This window comes from Clostridium sp. (assembly GCF_032576335.1).
Classification (GTDB): domain Bacteria; phylum Bacillota; class Clostridia; order Oscillospirales; family Acutalibacteraceae; genus Faecalispora.
Genome location: NZ_JAWFXC010000007.1, coordinates 20,991 through 41,051 on the forward strand (window position 1 = coordinate 20,991; position 20,061 = coordinate 41,051).

The window sequence follows — 20,061 nt, forward strand, 5'->3', positions numbered from 1 at the left end:
TTGCTGCACGAAAGTATGGCAATTGCCGCTCCCAATTTTGGGCAACTTTCGTGCAGCATTCTGCGGTCTTTAGAAAAAACGAATCAGATAGTTGACACGGTGGAACAGATGTAGTAATATGTAAACACGAATTCATATATGATTACTACGATATAGGTGGAACCTTATTTTGTGAATGCCGTATCATAGAAAAAGTAATTAGTAGAAACTTTTTAATATCTGAGATCACATATGAGGAAGGAACTGGATTTTGGATTTTGAATTTATACAACAGAACGTGCCTATGTACCAAACAGCGGCACTGCTAACACTGCGAATTGCGCTGTGGGGCGTTTTGTTTTCATTTTTTGTTGGGCTGTTTTGCAGCCTGGTTCAATACTATAAAGTACCTGTAATGCGCCGAATTGTGGGCGTGTATATTGAGCTTTCCCGTAATACACCGCTGTTGGTTCAATTGTTCTTCTTGTATTTTGGACTGCCGAAGCTTGGTGTTGTCATCAGTTCTGAGAGCTGCGCCGTATTAGGCTTGGCCTTTTTGGGTGGCAGCTATATGGCAGAAGCGTTCCGCAGTGGGCTTGAATCCGTTGAAAAGAGTCAGCTAGAGGCAGGGCTCAGCATTGGGCTGCGCCATTCTCAAATTATTCGCTATGTAGTTTTGCCGCAAGCTCTTTCTGTCTCCGTGCCGGCATTGTGTGCCAACGTTATCTTTTTAATTAAGGAGACATCGGTATTCAGCGTGGTGGCTCTTGCAGATTTGATGTACGTTGCGAAGGATTTAATCGGCCTATACTATAAAACGGATGAGGCGCTATTCTTGCTGGTAACCTCGTATCTCATCATCCTGCTGCCGATTTCGATAGCCTCTTCGCTTTTGGAAAGGAGGCTGCGCTATGCCGGATTTGGGAATTAATATCTTACTTGATGGGCGCAATATGGTGCGCCTGCTGGAAGGCCTCTGGGTCACGGTTCGCATTGCGATGCTTTCCGTTGCGATTTCAATGGCATTGGGTGTTCTGCTCGGTATGGTGATGACGCTGAAAAATCCTATAACAAAAGCGCTTTCCCGCATTTATTTGGAGACGGTTCGCATTATGCCGCAGCTTGTGCTGTTGTTTCTCGTGTACTTTGGCGTTACCAAAACCTTCGGAATTCATCTTTCGGGTGAAATATCTGCTATTATTGTATTTGTGTTTTGGGGCACTGCCGAAATGGGTGATTTGGTGCGTGGCGCGCTCATATCCATTCCAAAGCATCAATACGAAAGCGGTAGGGCAATTGGTCTAACTGGTGTACAGATTTACCAGTACATTATTATTCCACAAACGTTTCGCCGGTTATTACCGCTTGCAATCAATTTGGCAACGCGCATGGTAAAGACGACCTCTTTAATCGTGTTGATCGGCGTGGTAGAGGTGCTCAAGGTTGGCCAGCAGATTATTGAGGCAAACCGTTACACAGCACCCACCGCAGCATTGTGGATTTACGGTGCGATTTTCTTCCTCTATTTCATTGTTTGCTTCCCCATCTCTCGCTTGGCGGGAAGACTAGAGAAAAAGTGGCAGGAATAATTCTTTCATAGTCCCGCTTTTTGTGACGAGGCAGAGAAAGAAACACTTGAATGTTTCGAATAAATAAGGCTCTGGAAGGAGTAGAACATAGATGGGTAAAACAGAAACTCTGCTGGAAATACGCCAGCTTAAAAAAGATTATGGCTCCGCAGATGTACTGAGGGATGTTTCACTTACGGTAGACCGTGGTGAGGTGGTTGTGGTAATTGGACCCTCCGGCTGTGGCAAAAGCACCTTGCTACGATGTATCAACGGGCTGGAGCCCATCCAGTCCGGAGAAATCTTGCTTAGCGGGCAGGTGCTTACGGATGGTTCCGCTAATTGGAGCCAAATCCGCCAAAAAATTGGAATGGTGTTTCAAAGCTATGAGCTGTTTCCCCATATGACGGTAATGGATAATGTGCTGCTTGGCCCCCTTAAGGTGCAGGGGCGCAAGCGGGAGGAAGCCGAAAAAATGGCGGAAAGCATGCTGGAGCGTGTGGGCCTTTTGGAGAAGAAGAGCTCCTTTCCTCGCCAGCTTTCTGGTGGGCAGAAGCAGCGTGTTGCAATTGTGCGTGCACTCATGATGCAGCCGGAAATTATGCTATTTGATGAAGTTACGGCGGCACTTGACCCCGAAATGGTGCGCGAGGTACTCGATGTAATGCTTGAGCTTGCCAAGGGCGGAATGACCATGGTGATTGTAACACATGAAATGCAGTTTGCCCGTGCAATTGCAGACCGAGTTATTTTTATGGACCGTGGCGAAATTGTGGAGGCCGGTGAGCCGGAAGAGTTCTTCACAACACCGAAAACAGAACGGCTACAACGATTTTTAAATATTTTTACTTTCGAAAAATGAGTTTAATTCAACTAAGAAAGAGGGATTTATTGATGAAAAACAAATTGAAAGCGTTATCTCTTGCACTTGCCCTTACATTATCTGTCGGCGTGCTTGCAGGCTGCTCTTCCAATAAAGCAGCATCCTCCGGCGCAGAGGCATCTTCTCCTGCACAGGGTACCGGAACGGCTCGCTCTGTAGAAGAGATTAAGAAGAGCGGAAAAGTGATTATTGGCGTATTTAGCGACAAAAACCCCTTTGGCTATGTGGATGCCAACGGAAAATACCAAGGCTACGATGTTTACTTTGCGGAACGAATTGCAAAGGACTTAGGTGTAAAGCCTGAGTATGTATCGTTAGAGCCTGCCAGCCGTGTGGAATATGCCAAAACTGGCAAAGTGGATATTGTCCTTGCGAATTTTACCGTAACAAAGGAACGTGCCGAAACAGTTGATTTTGCACTGCCTTACATGAAGGTTTCATTGGGCGTTGTAAGCCCGGAGAAGAACCTGATTACCGATGCGAAACAGCTTGCTGGTAAAAAGCTGATTGTTGCAAAGGGAACAACTGCAGAGACCTACTTTACGGCAAACCATCCGGAAATTAATCTGGTGAAATTTGACCAGTATACCGAAACCTACAATGCCCTGCTGGATGGCCGCGGCGACGCTTTTTCAACCGATAATACAGAGGTTTTGGCTTGGGCGCTCAAAAACCCCGGATTTAAAGTGGGAATCGAAAGCCTTGGCAATGTAGATACCATTGCTCCTGCTGTGCAGAAGGGCAACAAAGACCTGCTCGATTGGCTCAACAATGAGATTAAGGAACTGGGCAAAGAGAATTTCTTCCATAAGGACTTTGAAGAGACCTTAAAGCCTGTGTATGGTGATGCCGTTAAACCGGAAAGCCTTGTAGTTGAAGGCGGAGAAGTGAAATAATATTTCAATCGAATAAGAGGTGTGCGGTCATTTGCCGCATGCCTCTTTTTTATTATGAGAAATTGAGATTCGATTTTAGTAGGCAGAAAAAGAGTTGAGGGTCTTATCTCTGCCCGTAGAACAGGCCGGTTTATTGTAAATAAGTGCGGCAAGGTCTTAAATATCGTCTAATAAATGGGGGAAATCAATTAAGAAAAGAAGAAAATTAGATAGATGCTTCTCTGTTTTAATAATATATAATCTCTATTTCTTGTTTTTATAAATAGCTTTTAATTATTTAATGAATTGTTAAGTGGATATTATTCTTTGTAATTTAATAGCAAAGCTGTATGAAGTATGGCATATAAGTTTTCTTTTTTGAATTTGTGGAGGAAAAGCTCCTAAATTCTATTAAATAATTCAATTTGCATTTCTTGCTATTGGCAGGGGCATAGACGGATATAAGACGCGCTGCTGTTGGATTGAAAAAGCATCTGTGCTAAAATAGGCGGGTGTTAGTAACTACGATTGCGGGTGCGGCCCGCTGGGGAAAAGAGGAATTTATATGGATAGAATTAGAACTTGGACGGGAACGTTCGTACTGGCCATTCTGGCAGGAATCAGCATTGGCATAGGCTGTGTGATTTACATGCTGCAAGATAATCCGGTTATTGGTTCCTTTCTGTTTTCGGTTGGATTAATGACGATTTGCGTGTTCCGCTGGAACTTGTTCACCGGTAAGCTGGCATACATTTCGTACCGCGACCCCAAAAAAGTGCTTTGGCTGTTTGTGATTTGGCTAGGCAACCTGCTGGGAACCTTTTTACTAAGCGTGGCGATGTCCGCTACACGCCAGGCAGGAAAACTGCACGAAAAAGCACTCCATCTGGTTGAAATTAAGCTGGGCGATAATCTTTTGAGCCTTTTCATCCTTGGTATCTTCTGCGGCCTGCTCATGTATGTAGCGGTAGATGGCTTTCGCGAAAATCCCCATCCAGTGGCAAAATACCTAGGAATCATCTTCAGCGTAATGGTTTTTATTTTGTGTGGATTTGAGCACTGCGTTGCCGATATGTTCTATTTTTGGATGGCAGGCGCACTTGGAAAAGGCCTGCTGAGCCTTGTGGTAATTTCACTTGGTAATATTGTTGGCGGTGCAGGCTGTGCCGCTTTGCACCGGTTAGGTGGCCGTTTAATTGAAGAGCAGCAGCCCGCTAAGGCGGAGTAAGCGCCCCCCCTTGCATTTGCGGGAGTAAGCTGATATACTCAATTTAACATAGTTTTTCCGTTTGAGCTTAAGCACCTCTATGGAAAAAGAAAAAGCCATGCGTTTACACGCACGGCTTTTTTTGTAAAGATTTAGATTGAGGGGAGAGTTTTTATGGCACGAGAAGTGGCTCTGTTGACAGGTGCTCCCGTACACCGAGCTGATTTTGAGTATTTTACGGAAGAAGAATTATCTTTTGTTCAAGTATTTCACCGCTCCATGCCTCAGTATAAAGAAACACCACTCGTTTCATTGCCTCACTTAGCACAAAAGCTAGGGCTTGGGAACATCTTTATTAAGGATGAATCGAAGCGCTTTGGATTAAATGCGTTTAAGGGATTGGGGGCTTCTTACGCCATTGCAAGAATACTATGGGAGAATTCCGGTTTTTCCGGCGCTCCAGACTATTTGGCGTTAACAACTCCAGAGGCGAAGGAAAAAGCTTGTGAGCGCGTATTTGTTACCGCAACAGACGGCAACCATGGTAAAAGCGTGGCGTGGGCATCCTCTTTGTTTGGAAGCAAAGCGAGAGTGTATATGCCAAAAGGCTCAAAGGAAAGCCGTGTGAAGGCGATTCGCAGCATCAATGATACTCCGGTTGAAGTGACCGAGTTAAATTACGATGATGCAGTGCGTCTTGCGGCAAGCTGGGCAAACGAAAATGGTCAAACCTTGGTACAGGATACCGGTACTGCGGAGTATACGAAAATTCCCCGCGATATTGCATTGGGATATACCACAATGGCGGCGGAGGCTTTAGAGCAGATGAAAGCTGCCGGAGGACCAACTCCCACACATGTGTTTCTTCAAGCGGGTGTGGGGTCTATGGCAGGTGGGGTTCTGGCTTATTTGGAACAAAAATTGATAAAAAGCCCTCCTTTTGCGGTTGTTGTGGAACCCGATACCGTTGCATGTGTGTTTGAATCGGCTAAAGCGGGCGTACCTGTGGCAATTGGCGGGAATCCTCAAACAATTATGGCTGGCTTAAACTGCGGGGAACCAAATCTTCTCACATGGCCGGTTTTGCGTGATGTTGCATCCTGTTATGCCGCGTGCCCAGATTGGGTTACCGAGATTGGCATGCGTACACTGGCACACCCCGTTCAAGGGGATGAAGCAATCGTTTCGGGCGAATCCGGTGCGGTAGGCTTGGGATTGCTGGTGCATTTATGCTGTTCATCGGAGATGTGTGAACAGCGGCAGCAAATGGGGCTTGATGAAAATGCTTCCGTTTTGTTGTTTAGCACGGAAGGGGATACCGACCCTCAGGCTTACCAAAGTATAGTTACAGATTAAAAATGAATAATAAAATGGTACGTTTGTAATACAATCGTGCCATTTTTCACTTTAAAACGCTATTCAATTCCTTAGCAGAAAGTTTTTTAACAAATAATCGGTTCCAAGCTTGAAATTTAGTGAAAATTTGTGTAAAATATATTGGACAATACCAATTTAATTTACTTGTAATTATCCAGTTCATCTGGAAAACTGATAAAGTGAGGGAGCATCATGTCAAATAGACTGTTTCAGGGAGTTATTCACCAAATGCGCGACGCGATTGACAGAACAATCGGCGTCATTGACGAGACCTCGGTTATTATTGCCTGCAGCGAGCTGGGTCGGATCGGTGAAGTGAACGAAAGCATTACTCCGGACACCATTGCTTCGCCCAATCCCTTTGTGGTAGGAGGCTATACCTACAAGTCTTTTGGCAGCCGTCCCCGTCCCGAATACGCTGTATTCGTTTCGGGCAGCGACAGCGAAGCGATGAAATATGTTAACCTGCTTTCCATATCGCTGAGCAGCATAAAGCAATACTACGATGAGAAATACGACCGCAGCAATTTTATTAAGAATGTAATTCTCGATAATATTTTGCCCGGAGACATTTATCTCAAAGCCCGCGAGTTGCATTTTAACTCGGACGTAAGCCGTGTTTGTATGCTCATTAAGATTTCGAACAAATCAGACATTTCTGCTTACGATGTGATTCAGAATTTGTTCCCCGACAAGAACAAGGATTTTATCATCAATATCAACGAAACCGATATTGCATTGATTAAAGAAATTCGTACTGGTATTGAGCCAAAGGATTTGGATAAGTTGGCCAGCTCCATTGTGGATACGCTGTCGAGTGAGTTCTATACCCACTGCGTGGTTGGTATTGGTACGATTGTGGTAGGTATTAAAGATTTGGCGCGTTCCTTTAAAGAAGCACAGGTAGCACTTGAGGTTGGTAAGGTGTTCGACACCGAAAAATCCATCGTCAGCTACGACAATCTGGGTATTGCCCGCCTGATTTACCAGCTTCCCACAACTCTATGTGAAATGTTCCTGAAGGAAGTATTCAAGCGCGGTTCCATTGAATCGCTTGACCATGAAACTCTGTTTACCATTCAGCGTTTCTTTGAAAACAACCTGAACGTTTCAGAAACTTCTCGTAAACTGTTCGTTCACCGCAATACGCTCGTGTACCGTTTAGAAAAAATCAAAAAAATTACCGGGCTGGATTTGCGAGAATTCGAGGATGCCATTGTATTTAAGGTGGCCTTAATGGTTAAGAAATATCTTTCCTCGAATCCAGTTAAATTTTAATCGAAAAGAATAAATACGTTACAGAAATATTACAAATTTATTCTTTGAAAGAACTTTAAATCTTTCGCCCATTGGTATTATGTAAACATACCAGTGGGTGTTGATTTATAGGGAGAAATACTGCCGAATACTAGCGTACTTTGGCGTACGTATTGGCAAACACGGGGAAATTTATTTTTGGAGCGATGACATTGATAGAATTTATAGATGTTTGCAAAACCTACGGGAACGGTACAGAAGCGCTCCGAGGTGTGAATTTAAAAGTTGAAAAAGGCGAATTTGTTTTTATTGTGGGCTCTTCAGGAGCAGGTAAAAGCACCTTTTTAAAATTGATTACATGTGAAGAATCTCCCAACAGCGGCGAGATTATTGTAAATGGCCGAAAGCTTTCTACCGTAAAGCGTAGAGACGTTCCCTATGTTCGCCGAACGATGGGAATGGTATTTCAGGATTTTCGCCTCATTGATAAAATGACGGTGTACGATAATGTGGCATTTGCAATGCACGTTGTGGGTGCTTCGCAAAGAGAAATAAAGAAGCGTGTTCCTTACATATTAAATTTGGTTGGCCTAGCAGAAAAAACGAATTGCCGCCCGAAAGAGCTCTCCGGCGGAGAGCAGCAGAGGGTGGGGCTTGCGCGCGCGCTGGTGAACAACCCCAGCATGATTATTGCGGACGAGCCTACCGGCAATATTGACCCCGCTCTTTCGTTTGAAATTGTTGGCCTTTTAAGTGAGATTAACCGCAGGGGCACTACCGTACTAATGGTCACGCATGAACACCGGCTCGTTAAGCATTTCCGCCGCCGTGTGGTGGAGATTAACGACGGGCTGGTTGTGGCCGACAGCTGCAATCTTGCTTTGGAGGTACCCGATGAGAATTAGCAGTATCAGATACTTACTCAAGGAAGGTGTAAAAAACATTTGGGTAAACCGAATGATGGCCTTCGCATCCATTGGTGTTTTGGTGGCATGCCTGCTAATGACGGGCGCCGCTTCTCTTTTCTCAATGAATTTGAATATGGCAATGCAGTCGCTGGAAAGCGATAACTCCGTTACCGTATATATGGCAAACGACCTCCCAACGCTCAAATCGGTACAAGTTGGGGAAGAGATTAAAAAGCTGGAGAATGTAGAAAGCTGCGAGTTTGTTCCCAAAGGGGAAGCGCTTGAAGCACTGATGAAGTCGATGGGGGACGACGGCAGCGTGTTTACCACTCTGCTGGGGGATGACAACCCTCTCAACGATGTGTTTAAGGTAAAGATGAAGGACCTTGCCCATTACAAAGACACGGCGAGCAAAATCGGCTCAATAGAGGGTGTTTACAAGGTTCGTGATTATTCCGACGTAGCTGCAAAGCTGACAAGCCTAGACCACTTAGTTACAACGGCAGGCTCTTGGATAATTTTGATTCTCAGCCTGGTTTCTATTTTTATACTCTCAAATACCATCCGTATTACCATGTTCTCACGCAGGCTGGAGATAAGCGTGATGAAGTCGGTTGGTGCTACAAACAGCTTTGTTCGTGTTCCGTTTGTGGTAGAAGGTGTTTTAATCGGCCTGTTATCCGGTCTTTTAGCGAGTGGATTGCTCGCACTTATTTACGATAAAACACTGAAAACCATAACGGGTATTGTTCCTTTCTTCCAGCCTCTACCGTTGGGGAGTGTAATGGGACAGATTATATTGTTATTCATTGCCGCAGGTGCCTTTTTTGGCGCACTGGGCGGAGGTATATCAATCGGTAAATATTTGAAGGGAGGAAGTTCCATTGGCTGGTAAAGGCAAGCGTTCCATTGTGGCACTCGTTTTAGCGGTCTCCCTCGTTTTTTCAAGTGTACCGTACGGGGTGCAGGCCAGCTCATCCATTAAACAATTACAGGATAAGCAAAATAGCCTGAAAAAGCAGCAGGAGGCGACTGCCGCCAAGCTTCGTCAGCTTAAGGCAGACAGAGCCAAGCAGCAGGAGTATAAAAACACGCTGGACACTCAGGTGCAAACAGTGCAAAGCCAAATTGACACGTTGGGTGAACAAATAAGGGCTTTGAACGCTGATATAAAGGATAAAGAATCGAAGATTAAAGAAAAGCAAAGTAGCATTGATGCCAACGTGGAGCAGCTCAAGCAGCGCGTTCGCGCGATTTACCTGCTGGGGGAATCCTCTCAGCTAGAACTGATTTTGGGTGCACGGGATGCTACCGATTTCCTGGATAAAACCGAGCTAGTGCGTTCCATTTCACAGCACGACAAGCAGGTGATTGACGCACTGAAAACGGATATGGCGGCGATTAAAACACAAAAGCAGCAGATTGAAGAGAATCGCGAGAGTGCCGCACAGGCCAGAAAAGAGCTAGACAGTAAAAACACGGAATTGTCGGGTCTCTTGTCGGAAAGCTCGCGCATATTAACCGAAATTTCTGCCAATGTGGTCACGACCAATTCCGAGAATAACCGGTTGGCGGCAGAACGCAAGAAAGTGGATGCTGAAGTTGACCAATGGTATAAAGATTACTACGCAAGTATTAAAAACAATAACAACAATAATCAGGCCAGTGGTGGTTATGTGAGTAAAGGCCAGTTTACATGGCCCGTTCCTGGATATACTAAGCTCACTTCATATTGGGGTGACGGCCGTAATCATAAAGGAATTGATATTGCCGGCTCTGGTATATACGGGAAAGCAATTGTTGCAGCCGATAGCGGTAAGGTCATTCTTGCCAACCACAGCGGTTGGGGCGGTGGCTATGGACTTTGTGCATACATAGACCATGGCGGCGGATATTCCACCCGTTATGGGCATGCTAGCAAAATTGTTGTGAATACTGGTGATGTGGTGAAAAAAGGGCAGGTTATTGGCTATGTGGGCAGTACAGGAGACTCCAGCGGCCCTCACCTGCATTTTGAAATTCGCGTGAATGGTGTTGCGCAGAACCCAATGAAGTGGTTTGGTAAATAACACCGTTTCACTGGATAAGATGTTTGATTTCTTCCCTTACCGCAGGTAAGGGAAGAAATTGCTGCTTTTATCTAAATTAACAGTTAAGCAGTTAGATGATATGAAAAGATGGAGAGAAAGTATATGAGCAAAAAAGTATCGCTCGGTGCAGCGGCGGCCATGTCTTTGGTAGCCGCCACGATTACGGTTTCTTTGACGTATACCTATGCGATGGGACGCTTTAACGAGAAAGTGGCTGATGTAAATGAACGTCAAGCCATGTACACAAAGCTCAGTGAAATCGACCAAAAGGTACGGCAGGATTATATAGGGAAAATTGGAGAAACCGATTTAAACGACGGCCTTGCCGCTGGGTATATGGCAGGGCTAGGCGATGCCGGTGCGAAATATCTTTCTGCTGAAAAATACAAGAATTACCTGAGCTCCAACTCCAAAAAGGCGGTTGGTGTTGGTGTTCGCACCGTTCAGGATGCGGACGGGAATATGGAGGTTATTGAGGTTTTGCCCAACTCCTCCGCCAGCAAAGCCGGGCTGCAAAAAGGAGATGTCATTCTCTCGCTAGACGGTAAAGAGGTTATTCGCCTGAGCTATGGCGAGGCCGTAAATAAGCTGGATGGTACAGTTGGCACTACGGTAAAGCTGGGTCTGCTGCGAAAATCAACGGAGAATGGCAAGACTGCAACCAAACAGATGGATGTAACAGTTACCCGTGCGGAATACCAGCGGGTTACGGTTTCTTCTTCCATTATTAACGGCAATGTTGGCTATATCGCTATTTCTGAATTCCAAAGCACGACCAAAAATCAGTTTGTAGCCGCGATTAATAATCTGACGGAAAAAAAGGTGGTCGGCTTTGTGGTTGACTTGCGAAACAATTCCGGCGGTAGTGTAGAGGTTATGGCCTCTGTGCTGGATGAATTCCTGCCTGCAGTTAGCTTGGTCAGCTATGTAGACAGAGGCGGGAAAATCACGGTGGAGTACAGCTCGAAATCCGGAGAAATCAATTTGCCCGTTAGTGTAGTGGTAAATGCCAGCACTTACGGAGCTGCGGAAATATTTGCTGCGGATATGAAGGACTATAAGAAGGGAAAACTGATTGGTGAGAAAACCGCAGGGCGTGGAATGAAGGAAGATGTAATTCCTCTGTCTGACGGTTCCGCAATACAGCTCTCCGTGGGAAACTATACCCGCATTGACGGTAAGACTTTTCATGGGGTCGGCGTGAATGTGGATATGGAGGTTGAAATGACCCCCGAACAAAAGGATTTGCTGCTGCGCCGCTCCCTTACAACCATGGAAGATCCACAAATTCAGGCTTCCGTAACGGCACTCGTAAAGCAAGGGGCAGATGTACAGCAAATTCCCGGTACCGACAGTGGTAACTTTGATAACAGTGCCGCTCAAACCGGGGCAAAAGCGCCCGTGAGCTCTTCGGTGAAGAGCAAATAATACGTTGACAGACTCATACTTGTTCACTATAATAGATATATTGCGAAGAACCGTCAGGCTGCAAGGAATCCACGGTATGTATGAAATGGATTTCGGTTTGCGCCCGGCGAATAAGTTCACTCTGAAAAAGGTGGTAAACAGCTGATGGCAAAGCAGGTCATTTTAACCCAAGAAGGCTTAGAAGCCCTTGAGCAGGAGTTGGAATATTTAAAATCGGTAAAACGAAAAGAAGTAGCCGAAAAAATTAAAGTCGCTTTGTCTTTCGGTGATTTGTCCGAAAACAGTGAATATGATGAAGCGAAAAATGATCAGGCGATTATGGAAGCACGTATTGCTGATATTGAGGTAATGCTGAAAAACGTAGTCGTGATTGATGAAAGTGAATTAGGAAACGAAAATATTCACATTGGCTCTAAGGTTGAGGTTCGTGTAACTCCGGAAGGAAGAGATTCTTCTGTTAAGGAATATAAAATTGTTGGTTCCAACGAAGCGAATCCTCTTCTAGGCAAGATTTCGGATGAATCCGCAGTTGGCAAGGCTCTTTTGGGCCACGGCGTGGGTGATAAAATTGAAGTGGAGGTTCCGGCAGGAATCATCCATTATGAGATTCTTACCATTTCGAAATAAAGAATCCGGAACAGTACACAACACGGGGCGGGAGTGAAAATTTTCACCCTGCCCCGTTTTTGCACAAGAAAGCACGTTTTTATTCCGATAAGTAATATACTTAGCGTGTTTCACTGAGCAGGATCTAATCTTTTAAATTTATACAATATACCGCCAAGTGCGGAGGAATACAGTAAACAGGGAGAGTAGAATTAGTTATGAGCGATAAGACAAAAGAGCCTGTGGAACAGGAACAGCAGCAGGATATTAGCGAACTGCTTCAAATTCGCCGGGACAAGCTCACTGCTTTGCAGGAGAGCGGCAAAGATCCGTTTGAAATTACAGTTTGCGAGCGAGATGCCTTTGCACAGGATATTCGGGACCGCTTTGAAGATCTGGAAAACCAAGATGTAGTGATTGCAGGCCGTATTATGAGCTGGCGCGACATGGGCAAAGCTAGCTTTATGGATATTCAGGACCGCACTGGTCGAATTCAGGTCTACCTGAAAATAGACGATATTGGTGAAGAAACATACCGCGGTCTTCAAAACTGGGATATTGGCGACCTTGCGTGCGTGAGCGGCTTTGTATTCCGCACCCGCAGAGGAGAAATCTCCGTTCATGCAAAAAGTATTACTCTTTTGGCAAAATCATTGCTTCCGCTGCCGGATAAATTCCATGGTCTAAAGGATACTGATTTGCGGTACCGCCAGCGCTATGTGGATTTAATTGTAAATCCCGAAGTGAAAAATACGTTTGAGAAGCGCAGCCGTGTAATTGCGACAATTCGCCGTATATTAGATGAACGTAACTATGTTGAGGTAGAGACTCCTGTATTGAACTTGATTCCCGGTGGCGCCTCTGCTCGCCCGTTCATTACCCACCACAATACACTCGACCTTGATTTGTACCTTCGTATTGCACCAGAGCTTTATTTAAAGCGCCTGATTGTGGGTGGAATGGAAAAGGTTTATGAAATCGGTCGTTTGTTCCGCAATGAGGGTATGGATGTAAAGCACAACCCGGAATTTACAACTATTGAGCTGTACGAAGCTTACACCGATTACAACGGTATGATGGACTTGACCGAGCGTCTGATTAACGCATGCGCGAAAGAGGTCTGCGGTACCGAAGAGATTTCTTACCAGGGAGAAGAGGTAAGCCTGAAGCTGCCGTTCTGCCGCATGACAATGAACGACGCGATTTTAAAGTATACCGGAGTTGATTTCCTGTCCTTTAAGGGAGATACTGCCCGTGCGCTGGAAGAGGCGAAAAAGTTCCATTTTGAAACAAAGAAAACCGACTCTTGGGGCGACATTATGAATCTCTTCTTTGAAGAGAAGGTTGAGGGCGAGCTGGTACAGCCCACCTTTATTTACGATTACCCGGTAGAGGTATCTCCGCTGACTAAACGCAAGAAGGATGTTCCCGAGCTAGTAGAGCGCTTTGAGCTGTTTGCTACCCGCCGTGAATTTGCAAATGCGTATTCGGAGCTTAATGACCCGCTAGATCAGCGTGAACGCTTTATGCACCAGATGGAGCTCAGAGAAGCCGGAGACGAAGAAGCAAATATGATCGACGAAGATTTTATTACCGCTTTGGAATACGGTATGCCGCCAACCGGCGGAATGGGCATGGGCATTGACCGCTTGGTCATGCTGCTCACAGACAGTGCATCGATTCGTGACGTGCTCTTGTTCCCCACTATGAAACCTAGGGAGTGATTTCGCTTGGCTAGAGATCGGTATCTGTGGAATGCAGGGGATGACTCGATTCACTCAAATGGTGAAACGGCACCCCTAAGCGCTAAAGGAAAATGGAAAAATTTTTGGTATTATCATAAATTTCACCTATTAATTGTTTTAGTGCTGGTTGCTTTGGTTGCAGGCTTTGTATATGAGCTTACAACCAAGGTGGAGCCGGATTATCAAATCGGAATTCTAACAGAAACAAAGTTCTCAGATGATGCCGCCTCTATACTGGAGAAAAAAATAGCCCAGTATGGGGAAGACCGCAATGGAGATGGCCGCGTAGTTGTACGTGTGAATTCTTACTTGATTGTTATGGGTGAGAATAAGCCGGTAAGCGACCCGAACCTCCAAATGGCAAGCGTAGCGAAGTTCTTATCTGACCTAGAAATGGGAGACAGTATTCTCTTTTTAACAGATAGCGCAAGTTTTGAATCGCACCAAAAGACGCGGCAAATGTTCTCGAACCTGAATGGTACTGTGCCAAAGCATGGAGAAGAGAAAGAAGCCGATATGCGAGTGCCATGGAAGAATGCAAAACCGCTTTCTTCTTTGATTACAGAAGACGATTTACGTAATTTAGATGTAGACAGCCGAAAGGCTGTACTTCAGCAATTGGATGGCCTAGGCGTTTCTATGCGGGTATTTAAGGGAACTCCACTGGAGCAAAACCCTGAGAAAACATCTTATTACGAACAAAACCGCACTTTGTTTAACCGACTGGTGTATGGGAAATAAATGAGGGAAGTGTGAACTTGTAATGCCGCTGAGGCGGCAGACATTTCATTTTAGTGAAGCCTATGAGGGCAGTATTAGGAGGGAAAAACACGATGAGAAGCGATTTAATGAAAGAGGGCGCTGCACGCGCACCACACCGCTCTTTGCTTTACGCATTGGGTCTGACAGAAAACGAAATGAAGCGCCCCTTTATTGCTGTGGTGAATTCCGCCAGCGACTATATTCCGGGGCACCGCCACCTAAAAGACATTAGTGAGGCGGTAAAGGCTGGTATTCGCAACGCAGGTGGTGTACCATTTGAGTTCAATACCATTGGCGTTTGCGATGGACTGTCTATGAACCACAAGGGAATGAAGTATTCGCTCTGCTCTCGCGAACTGATTGCGGACTCTGTGGAAGTTATGCTTACCGCACATCCACTGGATGCCGTCGTGTTTATTCCGAACTGTGACAAGGTTGTGCCGGGTATGCTTTTGGCTGCCTGCCGCCTGAATTTGCCCAGTATTTTTGTGAGCGGTGGCCCCATGTTACCAGGCTTACATAACGGTGTTCGTTTTGGCCTTTCTGAAATGTTCGAGGCCGTAGGCAGCTATGTTGCCGGTAAAATTGATGAAGCTGAGCTTACTGCATTGGAGAAATCCGCATGTCCTACCTGCGGCTCCTGTTCCGGTATGTACACGGCGAACTCCATGAACTGCCTTACCGAGGCAATTGGCTTAGCACTGCCCGGTAACGGCAGTATTCCGGCCGTTATGTCGGAGCGCATTCAGCTTGCAAAAACAGCAGGCGAACGAATTTTGGAGCTATACCGTGAGGATTTGCGCCCCAGCGATATTTTAACGGAGAAATCCTTTGAGAACGCACTTCGTTCGGAGATGGCTCTCGGCTGCTCTACCAACTCGGTTCTGCACTTGACTGCCGTTGCCTATGAGCGTGGTGTAAAGCTCGATATTACAGATATTGACCGCATCAGCAAAGATACTCCCCAGCTTTGCAAGCTGAACCCCGCCAGCGACGTGTTTATTACCGACCTGAATCAGGTTGGCGGTATCCCTGCAGTCATGAAAGAGCTGGCACGCGCTGGAAAGCTCAATACCGATTGCAAAACGGTTTTGGGTACAGTAGCAGACCGCATCAATCGTGCTCCTGAGGCGGATGGAAAAATTATTCGCAAGCTGGAAGACCCATTCCGTAAGGATGGCGGTATCGCTGTGCTTCAAGGCAACATTGCCCCGGATGGTGCGGTGGTAAAGCAAGGTGCGGTTGCTCCTGAAATGATGCAGCACACTGGCCCTGCTCGCTGCTTTGACTGCGAGGAGGATGCTTCGGAGGCAATTCTCTCTGGGAAAATCAATGCGGGAGATGTGGTTGTGATTCGCTATGAGGGACCCAAAGGCGGCCCCGGTATGCGTGAAATGCTAACTCCCACCTCTGCTTTAACCGGTATGGGGCTTGGCTCGAGTGTAGCACTGATTACGGATGGACGTTTCTCAGGCGCAACGCGTGGTGCAGCGGTAGGCCATGTGTCACCGGAAGCCGCGGTTGGCGGCCCTATTGCGCTGATTCATGAGGGCGATATCATCGATGTGGATATTACCAATCGTGTGCTGAACCTGCATGTGGAGGAAGCGGAGCTGGTAAACCGCCGCAAGGATTGGAAAGCGCCGGAAAAGGAGCTTACCGGTTACATTAAACGCTATGCACAGCATGTGACCTCCGGTTCACGTGGTGCAGTATTTGAGAAATAAAGAGATAGAAAAAAGAACTGTCCGTTATAACGGACAGTTCTTTTTTAATGCCTTATGTCAGCCTATTTGTTAATAAAGTGAATAGAGAAAATCAAAGTGTTTTCAACAATATGTTAACTAATTGTTGAAAACACTTTGATTTTTACTTTTTGTATTTAATAAAATCGGTAGTTAGGTTCTATTTAAACGAAATTAATTTTCTGAAAAAGAATGGGACGGCTCAAGGAGCCAAGACGTATGGGGGATTGACCCTCTCGGTAATTCTCCCACATACTTGCAGTTTGAATTTGGAAATTCTCATATGTTTTAAAATAATATTCGCAAGTTTTGGTATTCAGGAACATAGTGTATCTCGTGTAATCATAGGTTTCCCGACTACTAATGACAGCTCCCTTGGGAATGGAGACGCTTTCTAACACATGAAAACCAGCCATTACGGTTTCCTCTTTGGTTTGGGGAGTTGGTAGGTGTGTTTTGAGATATGCGGTTCGTGCAAAGCGTTCCGGAGCAGTATAGCCGCCAGGTAAAAGAGAGGTTCCCGCTCCCTGCCCAAATGGTTTTAAGGTAAGATCGCCCCACTGGCTTTTTGATGTTTGTCTGGGTGATACCTGTGAGTAGGTCTTTAGGTTGGTTAAATGCCAAGGGAATTCTGGACTGTTTGCCAGCACGCCAATGGGGTTTTGGTACACGTTGGTACCCTGCACGGTGCGTTCAATGACGATGCTTTTGCCGCTGCGGTCGGTCATAATCCAGTGCAGAGGGGCTTCTGATTCGGTAACGGGGTCTGCAAACCCCAAAATGGATATTTGCGGAACCAGTTTTTCCGCTTCTTCAATAGTTGCACAGTTTGCAAGGAGAAAATGAAGAAAATCCATTGCGGCTACCGGCATTTTCCCGGGTGTCGGCTTGGATTCATACGCTGCATAACCAGCAAAATACAAGGCTCCACCCGCAAGCCCTTTTTCATTGACACCATCGAAAAATCGTACCAAACATAATTGCGTGGCAATATATAGAGCTCCGGCTCAATGTCGTATGAAAAATCTAAGGTACGGCCTAAAAAGTTTTCCCCCTGCGCGTTGAGGAGTGTGATTGATGTACACATATTAGCGACCATCCTCTCATTTTAAATGGATTTATAGTGTTAGTGGAAGGGCAATGGTTGGTGAAGCATAGTCTTACTACATTTTAAGGAGATATCGTGGATAAAAAATTGCAGCCTGCATAGGCAGGCTGCGGTTATGTTTTATTATAATAACCGGCATAAACCCTGTTGCTATTATAATCTCTTATACGATAAATGGTGTATGATATTCATTTGTTGAAACAGGCTTACTCTATCACGTCTTTTTTCTTTTTTGCCCGTTTGTCGCGTAGAATTTGAAAAAACTGGGTAAGCACCGCGCTGCATTCCTCCTGCAATACACCAGAGATAAGCTCGGGATGGTGGTTATACGGCAGCTCAAACAGATTGATGACAGAGCCGCAGGAGCCTGCTTTTGTATCGCTCGCGCCATATACGACCCGCGCAATGCGAGAGTTGATAATTGCCCCGGTACACATGGGGCAGGGCTCTAACGTAACATAAAGATCGCATTCCCAAAGTCGCCAACCACCTAATGCTTGGCAGGCCGCGTGAATGGCCTCAATCTCTGCGTGGCATAGGGCGTTCTTTTGCTGTTCACGGCGATTTCTGCCGACTGCAATAATTTCATCGCCTCTCGCTACAACGGCACCGACAGGAACCTCACCCTCTTGTGCTGCAATTTGTGCAAGCTCCAGCGCTAGGCGCATCATTTTTTCATCTTGCTCCGCATTTCTCATATTAAAAATTCTCCAGCGTATAAACTGCCGTGGAAAGCGAAATTAGAATCAAAGCAACGGATGCGGGATTCCAAAGAGTCGTAATAAATTTTTGCGAGGGAGAGAGAAGCGAATTATTTTCATTCAATTGAAATAAGTTTTTGTTATGACGGGAAAGTAAAACCAACGCGACAACTCCTGCAATTGCTGAGCTAAAAAAGTAAATGGTATATGCAGTATTGGCGGTGAGTTGGTCGGTATAAAATTGAGAGAACTGAAAGAGAACGGAGGTGCCATTATTGATAAAGTGAATGAGGATGGATACCCACAGGCTCCCGGTCTTAATAACGGCAAACGCTAGAACCAGACCGCAAGGGAACGCAAACAGCATCTGCGCAAAATTGCCATGGTAAATAGCGAATAAAAAGGCAGAGCTGAATATAGCAATGGTATCTCCAAACTGGCGCAGGCCACTTAGAATAACGCCGCGGAAAATAAGCTCTTCTGTTAAAGCGGGAATCAGCGCGAGTGTGATAAAAAAGAGTACCTGTACCAAGGGGTCTTCGTTTAAAGGTAGCTCAGGAACCTTTCCGCTGTACCCCATGGATTGAAAAAAGGAGACCAGCATGCTTGACGGTATATTTGCTGTTGTGCAAATTCCGACTCCAAACACGACGATTCCGAGAGCAAACAGTGGCTTTACCGGCTCAAACCGAAGTGCATTGGAAGGAGTGATATGGCGAATTCCCATATAAAAGAATACGGGTAAAGTAAGCCCAATTAGATACACGGAGGAGTAAGAAAAAAAGTAAAGAATGGGCGGAATTCCCTGAAAGGCATCAAGAGGGGAACCCACAAGCCCCAATTCCCGCAAATACACACGCGAGGAAAGTGACAGTACCGTAACAAGCACTTGAATAACGATTAAAACAACACAAAGACGATTCGCCTCCCAGCGAAGTGCCTTTTTTTCTTGCTCGGCGGGGTACTGGCCAAAATTAGATGGCATGGCGGTGGTTGGATGCTTCATGCGAAATCTCCTTTTCAATACAAAACACTCTTTAGCGGCAGAAAAAATAACATATTCGCCGCGTGAGTTGTGCATGAGATTTGTGATTAATAGTTTATTCCAATTATAACACACGAAAAGTCAAATGGGAATCGAAGCAATCAATTTGAGGGAACACAGCTCCATTGCCGCATTCCCTCAATAATTCTCTATTTCATCCAGTAGCAAAAGTGCGTTGGCCCGAATATCTACGGAGGCGTAAACGCCGCGCTGTGCATGCTCTGCCGCAAAACGCGCGTGTTTGGTGGCAGAATCGTATTCTCTTTCCAGCGCATACTGGCGTGCAAGAATCAGGTGGGCGCGTGCAGCAATGGCATCACTTTCGTCGTGCAGGTCGTGCGTCAAATTGCCTGCAAGCAGAATTGCAGAATCTGCCTGACCTTGTGCCAAAGCGTTTTTTGCCTGAGCCAACGTTTCAATCGGGTCATCTCCCGCAACAAGCTGAACCATCGGAATAGACAGAACCTCAGACAAATACTCCAATGTTTTCATAGAGGGGGTTGCTGTGCCACTTTCAATTTGGCTTAGCATATTGCGTGTGATAAAGTCGCCGACTACCTCGCTTTGGGTTAGGCGTTTGGCTAAGCGGGCTTCCCGTATCTTTCGGCCAAGTTTCTGTGCGTCCATTCCAATTCACCTCCGTAACGCAACGTAAATTTTATTTACACTAGTATAGCAACTTCTGTTCCATTTTTCAACTAAAACTATTTTATGCAGAATAGCAATCTTTAACAAACAATAGCAAAATCAATTGACACAGCCAATTCTCGGTGATAT

18 protein-coding genes and 1 pseudogene are annotated in these 20,061 nt (G+C 45.7%); 15 read left to right on the forward strand and 4 right to left on the reverse strand.

From position 1 onward, the window contains the following. Nucleotides 1-250: 250 nt before the first annotated feature. From E7L17_RS09685 to ilvD, 15 genes are all read left to right on the forward strand, one after another. Nucleotides 251-910: an amino acid ABC transporter permease gene (locus tag E7L17_RS09685; protein WP_316323041.1), complete on the forward strand. Its 660-nt coding sequence runs from the start codon at nucleotides 251-253 to the stop codon at nucleotides 908-910. After that, on the forward strand, nucleotides 891-1,568 hold the full coding sequence (locus E7L17_RS09690; RefSeq protein ID WP_316323042.1) for an amino acid ABC transporter permease: 678 nt from the start codon (nucleotides 891-893) through the stop codon (nucleotides 1,566-1,568). The genes E7L17_RS09685 and E7L17_RS09690 overlap by 20 nt, the downstream gene beginning before the upstream one ends. A 91-nt stretch (nucleotides 1,569-1,659) precedes the next feature. Further along, nucleotides 1,660-2,409, forward strand: a complete 750-nt coding sequence (locus tag E7L17_RS09695) for an amino acid ABC transporter ATP-binding protein (RefSeq protein ID WP_316323043.1) — start codon at nucleotides 1,660-1,662, stop codon at nucleotides 2,407-2,409. Between the two features lie 32 nt (nucleotides 2,410-2,441). After that, complete coding sequence (locus E7L17_RS09700) at nucleotides 2,442-3,326, forward strand: cysteine ABC transporter substrate-binding protein (RefSeq protein ID WP_316323044.1); 885 nt, start codon at nucleotides 2,442-2,444, stop codon at nucleotides 3,324-3,326. A 544-nt stretch (nucleotides 3,327-3,870) separates the two neighbouring features. Beyond that, a complete protein-coding gene (locus E7L17_RS09705; protein WP_316323045.1) occupies nucleotides 3,871-4,533 on the forward strand; it encodes a formate/nitrite transporter family protein in 663 nt (220 codons plus the stop codon). 153 nt (nucleotides 4,534-4,686) lie between these two features. Further along, nucleotides 4,687-5,868, forward strand: coding sequence for a diaminopropionate ammonia-lyase (locus E7L17_RS09710; protein ID WP_316323046.1), 1,182 nt, complete (start codon nucleotides 4,687-4,689; stop codon nucleotides 5,866-5,868). A gap of 213 nt (nucleotides 5,869-6,081) precedes the next feature. Next, nucleotides 6,082-7,167 carry a PucR family transcriptional regulator gene (locus E7L17_RS09715; RefSeq protein ID WP_027103879.1) on the forward strand — a complete coding sequence of 362 codons (1,086 nt, stop codon included), beginning with the start codon at nucleotides 6,082-6,084 and terminating at the stop codon, nucleotides 7,165-7,167. 191 nt (nucleotides 7,168-7,358) lie between these two features. Beyond that, entirely contained in the window at nucleotides 7,359-8,051 is a 693-nt protein-coding gene (ftsE, locus tag E7L17_RS09720) for a cell division ATP-binding protein FtsE (protein WP_316323047.1), read from the forward strand. Beyond that, nucleotides 8,041-8,949 carry a permease-like cell division protein FtsX gene (gene ftsX, locus E7L17_RS09725; protein WP_316323048.1) on the forward strand — a complete coding sequence of 303 codons (909 nt, stop codon included), beginning with the start codon at nucleotides 8,041-8,043 and terminating at the stop codon, nucleotides 8,947-8,949. Before ftsE ends, ftsX begins: the two co-directional genes overlap by 11 nt. Beyond that, a complete protein-coding gene (locus E7L17_RS09730; RefSeq protein WP_316323049.1) occupies nucleotides 8,939-10,123 on the forward strand; it encodes a murein hydrolase activator EnvC family protein in 1,185 nt (394 codons plus the stop codon). The genes ftsX and E7L17_RS09730 overlap by 11 nt, the downstream gene beginning before the upstream one ends. 123 nt (nucleotides 10,124-10,246) lie before the next feature. Next, entirely contained in the window at nucleotides 10,247-11,572 is a 1,326-nt protein-coding gene (locus tag E7L17_RS09735) for a S41 family peptidase (protein ID WP_316323050.1), read from the forward strand. A 144-nt stretch (nucleotides 11,573-11,716) separates the two neighbouring features. Next, nucleotides 11,717-12,199 carry a transcription elongation factor GreA gene (gene greA, locus E7L17_RS09740; RefSeq protein ID WP_316323051.1) on the forward strand — a complete coding sequence of 161 codons (483 nt, stop codon included), beginning with the start codon at nucleotides 11,717-11,719 and terminating at the stop codon, nucleotides 12,197-12,199. Nucleotides 12,200-12,396: 197 nt separating this feature from the next. After that, entirely contained in the window at nucleotides 12,397-13,902 is a 1,506-nt protein-coding gene (lysS, locus tag E7L17_RS09745; RefSeq protein WP_316323052.1) for a lysine--tRNA ligase, read from the forward strand. A gap of 6 nt (nucleotides 13,903-13,908) precedes the next feature. Then, entirely contained in the window at nucleotides 13,909-14,664 is a 756-nt protein-coding gene (locus E7L17_RS09750; RefSeq protein WP_316323053.1) for a hypothetical protein, read from the forward strand. A 92-nt stretch (nucleotides 14,665-14,756) separates the two neighbouring features. Continuing rightward, complete coding sequence (ilvD, locus tag E7L17_RS09755) at nucleotides 14,757-16,412, forward strand: dihydroxy-acid dehydratase (protein ID WP_316323054.1); 1,656 nt, start codon at nucleotides 14,757-14,759, stop codon at nucleotides 16,410-16,412. A 182-nt stretch (nucleotides 16,413-16,594) separates the two neighbouring features. On the opposite strand, the pseudogene E7L17_RS09760 reads toward ilvD, so the two are convergent. From E7L17_RS09760 to E7L17_RS09775, 4 genes and pseudogenes are all read right to left on the reverse strand, one after another. Further along, nucleotides 16,595-17,517: pseudogene (locus E7L17_RS09760) on the reverse strand (linear amide C-N hydrolase). Nucleotides 17,518-17,744: 227 nt separating this feature from the next. Then, the gene (gene tadA, locus E7L17_RS09765) at nucleotides 17,745-18,236 is read right to left on the reverse strand and encodes a tRNA adenosine(34) deaminase TadA (RefSeq protein WP_316323055.1); all 492 of its coding nucleotides are present in this window, start codon (nucleotides 18,234-18,236) and stop codon (nucleotides 17,745-17,747) included. Nucleotide 18,237: 1 nt separating this feature from the next. Further along, a complete protein-coding gene (locus E7L17_RS09770) occupies nucleotides 18,238-19,245 on the reverse strand; it encodes a type II CAAX endopeptidase family protein (RefSeq protein WP_316323056.1) in 1,008 nt (335 codons plus the stop codon). 177 nt (nucleotides 19,246-19,422) lie between these two features. After that, nucleotides 19,423-19,911 (reverse strand): helix-turn-helix transcriptional regulator, encoded by a 489-nt coding sequence (locus tag E7L17_RS09775; RefSeq protein WP_316323057.1) that lies wholly within the window; start codon nucleotides 19,909-19,911, stop codon nucleotides 19,423-19,425. Nucleotides 19,912-20,061 lie beyond the last annotated feature (150 nt).